This is a genomic window from Aquimarina macrocephali JAMB N27, assembly GCF_000520995.1.
GTDB classification, from domain to species: Bacteria; Bacteroidota; Bacteroidia; order Flavobacteriales; family Flavobacteriaceae; genus Aquimarina; species Aquimarina macrocephali.
The window spans coordinates 1-4019 of sequence record NZ_JACA01000089.1 but is presented as its reverse complement, the minus strand read 5'-3'; the positions used below and the strand labels follow the sequence as shown (position 1 = coordinate 4019).

At 38.2% G+C, this 4019-nt stretch carries 1 protein-coding gene; it reads left to right on the top strand.

Features of this window, described 5'->3' with window-relative positions; translation table 11 throughout:
• Positions 1–39: 39 nt before the first annotated feature.
• On the top strand, positions 40–4019 hold a 3980-nt coding region (locus tag Z054_RS30730), incomplete at its 3' end, for an enoyl-CoA hydratase-related protein (RefSeq protein ID WP_241461468.1).

Genomic DNA, 4019 nt, shown 5'->3' with positions numbered 1-4019 from the left:
AACCGAGTTTCTTATTTTTTAAACGCTCATGGTCCTAGTATGACTTTAGACACGATGTGTTCTTCTTCTTTGACCTCGATTCATTTAGCCTGTCAGGATTTAAAAGAAGGTCGTACCGATTTAGGTATAGCCGGAGGAGTTAATGTAAGTATTCACCCGAATAAATACCAGATGCTTAGTTCGGGTCAGTTTATATCGAGTGCAGGTCATTGTCAAAGTTTTGGAGAAGGAGGCGATGGTTATATCCCTGGCGAAGGCGTTGGAGTTGTAGTTTTAAAAAGGTTATCAGAGGCAAAACGAGACGGGAATCATATTTATGGAGTGATCAAAGGGAGTTCGCTTAACCATGGCGGAAAGACTAATGGTTATAGTGTTCCCAACCCTAAGGCTCAGGCTAGTGCTATTACTCAGGCCCTTAAAGTATCCAATACGGATCCTGGTCATATTAGTTATATAGAAGCTCACGGTACAGGTACTAAGTTGGGCGATCCTATTGAGATAGCCGCATTATCTAAGGCATTTGAAAAGGATACCCAGAATGATAAAGGATATTGTTTACTGGGTTCTGCCAAATCTAATATCGGTCATTGTGAATCAGCTGCAGGTATTGCAGGTTTGACAAAAATATTATTACAGATGGAGCATGGTCAAATAGTTCCATCCTTACATTCTAAGCGTTTAAACCCTCATATTGATTTTGCTACGACTCCTTTTATTGTGAATCAGGAGTTAAGGGATTGGGATGCTCCTGTAATTAAAGGAAAGGTTTATCCTCGTATAGCAGGTATCTCCTCTTTTGGAGCAGGAGGCTCGAATGCACATATCATTATAGAGGAATATATAACTCCATCAGGATCTGTTATAGAGGATGATATAGCTACCGATTTTGGTATTGTTTTATCAGCACGTACTACAGATCAGTTACGACAAAAGGCGGTTGACCTGTTGAGTTATCTTGGTATGGAGAGTACTGATATTGACTTGAGTTCAATGTCTTACACCTTACAAGTAGGTCGTGAGCCAATGGATAAGCGTTTGGGCTTTGTGGTGAGTTCGGTAGTTGAGTTGAAAGAAAATCTAGAATCCTATCTTGATGATACAAGAGGAGTAGAAGGAATGTATCAGGGAGAAGTTAAAAGAGGAGAAGATTTTTATGAATTAGCTACTGATACAGCTGTTCAAGAATGGATATCCAATAAAAATATAGCTAAACTACTTGATGTATGGGTAAAAGGTTATGCTGTGGATTGGCAGCTGTTGTATGGAGATGTTGTTCCGGGATTGATGAGTCTTCCGACGTATCCTTTTGCCAGGGAACGTTATTGGATACCAGTTAGTGATACACCATCGGTAGTAAAGAATAAAGCTATCTCAGTATTACACCCTTTAGTACATAGAAACACTTCTGATCTTACGGCTCAGAAATATAGTTCGACTTTTAGTGGAGAAGAGTTTTTTATCTCAAGATTATCTAAAAAAGATAAGGTTCTTCCAATAGTTATTTATTTAGAAATGGCTCGTGCAGCAATTGCAGAAGCATTACCAGAAGAGAAAGGGTCCTATCTATTGGAGTTTAGCAATACGGTTTGGTCAGGCCCTATAGTTTTTAATGATGCTATGGAAGTGCATATCACCTTATTTGAGCAAACAGAAGAAGGTGTTTGTTTTGAAGTATATAGTACTAGTAAAGAAGAGGAAAAAATATATTGCCAGGGAGAAGCTATATTACATGATGAGCTTCCTTTAACAACATTAGATATCAATGCTCTTAAAGCTAAGATGGAGAGAAGTGTATTGTCTTCTTCTTACCAGAGTATTACTTCAATGTATCGAGGTGATAAGGAATTGTTGTCAGCGTTGAGTCTGCCAGATACTGCACTTTTAGATCGGGAAGCCTATGTTTTACACCCTGCTATTCTTGAAGAAGTATTACAAGCAGGTCTTATGTTATTCCCAGACACTGCTTTAGAGGTTACAGGTATAGATTCTTTACGAATCATAAGTCGTTGTACTGGTGAGATGTCTGTTTGGATTCGTTATAGTTCAGGTAGAGCAGATGCCTTAGATATCGATTTATGTGATAAAGAAGGCAAGGTATGTGTACAGCTATATGGGGTTAGTTATCAGGAAGTGATTCCGGGCTTTGTCAAAGACACTTCCAGAGAACAGGAAATACCTAAGTCATCATCAGAACCAGAACAAATATCAATACCGATCACTTCGCCAGTTTACAGAAAAATATCATCCAAAAAACCTAAAGTAGAGAAATTCACAGAGAAGACATTAGAAAAACCAACTCAAGTTTCATTGGTTACCCCTGGTGTGCTTGAGATAGAGAAAATAAAATCCTCTTCTCTAGATAAAAAAATAGTCGCTCTTTCTGAGATGACGTTATCATCTTATGAAAATCAAGGACATACATCTTCGCTAGAACCATTAGTAAAATTATTTGATCATGGCAGAGGCTTGTATTCACTAGTTATATCCACACCTGATGATAATACGCTTTCTTCAGAGTTGATCACACAGTTATTGACCACTTTAGAATATGTAAAAGAAATGCCTTCTCTAAAAGTAGTCTTGCTTCGAGGTAGTGATGATGTTTTTTTACAAGGTGATCGGGAAGCTTATAATGAATCAGTTAGAACAGGTCTTTACAGGGCTATAGTTTCTTTTCCTTTTCCATTAATTGCTGAGATGAAAGGGACGGCTATTGGAGCTGGATTTTTATTAGGCACGTTGTGTGATTTTATGATTTGCAGTGAAGAAAGTAACTATTCTTATGCGAGTTATAAGGAAGGATTTTTCCCTGATTTAGCAGAAGAGTTACTTTTTAGAGAGCGATTTGGAGAAGCAATTGCAAGGAACTTTTTGTATTCACCTATGGTATCAACAGGAAAGACCTTACAACAACAGGGTTTTAGTTGCGCTATCCTTCCATTGGATCAGGTTGGTTCTTTTACAGAGAGTTTTGCATTAGATCTTTGTGATAAATCAAGAGATGCTCTACAGCTATTAAAGCAACATTTGGGGCGTGAGCTACTTAGGATGACAGAACAACTGGTTGTAGTACCCACAATACAGGCAGAAAATACGACAACCACAATACCACAAATTACTTCAGGTTCGAAGTATTTGAAGTTGACAACCGATGCAGACCATGTATTAACGATTACAATACATACAAAAGGGAAGAGCTACCCACTAAAAGATATTATTTCAGGATTGAGGAATATTTTTTCTCAACTAGACAAATACAATTATTATAAAGCGATCATTCTAAGCAGTGATGCTGCTGATTTTGTTTCAGTATCTGATTTAACTGGTTCGCAGGATGCTGTTTTAGAGCTTCAGGATTTAATTCTGTACTCTCCAATTCCCATAATTGCTGCAATAGGATCAAACGCTAAAGATATCGGCTGGCTGATTAGTACGTCCTGTGATGTTTGTGTTTATAATACACAAGGTGAGTACTCGGTATCAGGTCTTATAGAAGTTCCTGAGCTGGCAAGACGATCGGCTATGTTATTCGGTCAACGATTAAGTGGTTATGTGAGTAAAGAATTACTGCTGGCAGGTAAGAGCTATACAGGTCTTGAGTTACAAGATCAGGTAGGTTCAGTAATTGTATCGGATGCTGTTTTTTCAGAAGCTTTACACCAGGCATCGTACTGGACCGGACTCTCTATAGAAGCTGTACGGACTTGGAAAAAGGATCGAGCTTCATTACTAAAGAAAAGGATAGAAGAGTTACCGATTTGGTTAGAGCGTAAAGAACCGATTTCAGTAGAGTTGCCAAATACTCCAACAGATATTATACTCAATACAAAAGTTATAAAAGCCAAGGTTTATCCAGAAGGTATTGTAGAGGTTAAGATGGAAGACCGAGTAGCAAAGAACATGTTTTCGGATGCTTTTATAGCAGGAATGATAGAGGTTTTTAAGCATATTGCAGAGCATCCCTTGTATAAGGTTGTGGTATTGACGGGTTATGATAGTTATTTTGCATCCGGAGGCAC